Origin of the sequence: Novosphingobium lindaniclasticum LE124 (genome assembly GCF_000445125.1) — a bacterium.
GTDB classification, from domain to species: Bacteria; Pseudomonadota; Alphaproteobacteria; order Sphingomonadales; family Sphingomonadaceae; genus Novosphingobium; species Novosphingobium lindaniclasticum.
The window spans coordinates 1-1,558 of the sequence record NZ_ATHL01000111.1 but is presented as its reverse complement, the minus strand read 5'-3'; the positions used below and the strand labels follow the sequence as shown (position 1 = coordinate 1,558).

Annotated in this window: 1 protein-coding gene; it reads right to left on the bottom strand. The window is 57.8% G+C overall.

The window, feature by feature from the left end; genetic code table 11:
* Nucleotides 1–142: 142 nt before the first annotated feature.
* Nucleotides 143–1,222, bottom strand: a complete 1,080-nt coding sequence (locus L284_RS41085) for an IS5/IS1182 family transposase (RefSeq protein WP_021233694.1) — start codon at nucleotides 1,220–1,222, stop codon at nucleotides 143–145.
* Nucleotides 1,223–1,558: the final 336 nt, after the last annotated feature.

The following is a 1,558-nucleotide window of genomic DNA, read 5'->3' as shown; positions in this document are numbered from 1 at the left end:
AGCTGGAGACCCGCAAAAACCGGGTAATTTCGGCCTGGCTTGACAGACGTCGAGGCTTCGGAGCGCACGAACGGCATCGTTCGGACCGATTTCCACGATGCCTAGCGTTGATTTCGCCGGTTTGGCTGGCTTGCAGACAGAGTCAGCCCCTGCATTCCCGGCGTTCGTGGAAAATCAGGCGGTTGAAGTTGTAGGCCAAGTTGCAAAGCGTCAGTTTTGCCTCAGCGCGGGCGAGGCCGATGGTGCGGATGAACAGGTTGAACCGGTTCTTCTGATGGGCGAAGACATGTTCGACATGGGCCCGGATCGAGGATTTGGCTGCATTGGCCCGCGAGGTGGCCTTCGACATCGGCTTGCCCATAGGTTTGCGCCGATGAATGCGGGACGTGAGCATCTGATCCGACAACCACTTCTCGTTGCGCCTGGAGCGATAGGCACTGTCTGCCCAGACCTCGGAACTGGTATTGTCCGTGCTGACGACCTGCCGGAGAAGACGCCCGTCCGCCGCTGACGCCGAAGTCACCGCCATGCCTCGGATGAAGCCGAAGCGTCGATCGATGCTGATGTGGGATTTGTAGCCGAAGACCGGCAGGGCGATCATGGGGAGCGGCGTTCCATCCGCTCGATACCGAACTTTCCCGCCGATCTTGAGGGTCCAGCGCGCGTCGGTATCCTTTTGTGCTGCCTTGTTCGGCTCGTTCGGCCAGATATCTCTGGCGCTCTTGCCCGACTTGATCGCTTCGCGTTCGCCCTCGGTGTTCCGCTGTCTTGGTGCAGGCACCAGCGAGGCGTCCACGAGTTGCCCGGACATTGGAATGTAGCCCTTCTTCTGGAGTTGCCAGTCAAAGGCCTTCATCACCCGCTTGAGCGTTCCCGTCTCGGTCAGGCGATTGCGAAAATGCCGGATCGTGTTCTCATCCGGCGTGCGGTCCCCAAGCGACAGTCCCAGAAACCGCAGCCAACTCAGCCGATCGCGGATCATGAACTCCATCCGGGCGTCTGACAGATTATGCTGCGCCTGCAGGATCAGGGCCTTGAACATCATCACCGGATCGAAGGGTGGGCGTCCGCCTTTGGCTCCATCGCCATAACCAAGCCCTTCGACCAGCCACGCTCGGAAATACTCGAAATCCACCGTCTCCTGCAAAACCTCAAGCGGATCGCCCTCCTTGCTCAATGCCTCAAGGTGATCGCTCAAACTGAACAGGGACTTGGGATCCATGGCTGGCCTCCGTGATCGCGCGCCCTCAATGAATCATCATAGCCGTCCAAACACTACCGGTTTTTGCGGGTCTCCAGCTATCAGGTCTAATCTCAAAATATTTCAGAAATTTAACTCTCGTCTTGTCCATGTTCGTGAAATCTTGCTGCGGATCGTTGCGACGGTCCATGCTCGAGAAAGATCGAGATCGTTTTGCGTCACGTGAATAGCGTAAGTCGACACAGCGGTTGACGTGCTGAAATGACGAGAATTGGCCGGGCAGCTGAGACGTATGTTCAGGTCTACGACTAAAGGTCTCAGCCCATGCCTCAAGGCACTGGTTTCCTCTCGCCCGGC

Excerpts from the sequence above, each read along its gene's own strand:
- L284_RS41085 (WP_021233694.1), bottom strand. The coding sequence starts at position 1,222 with ATGGATCCCAAGTCCCTGTTCAGTTTGAGCGATCACCTTGAGGCATTG.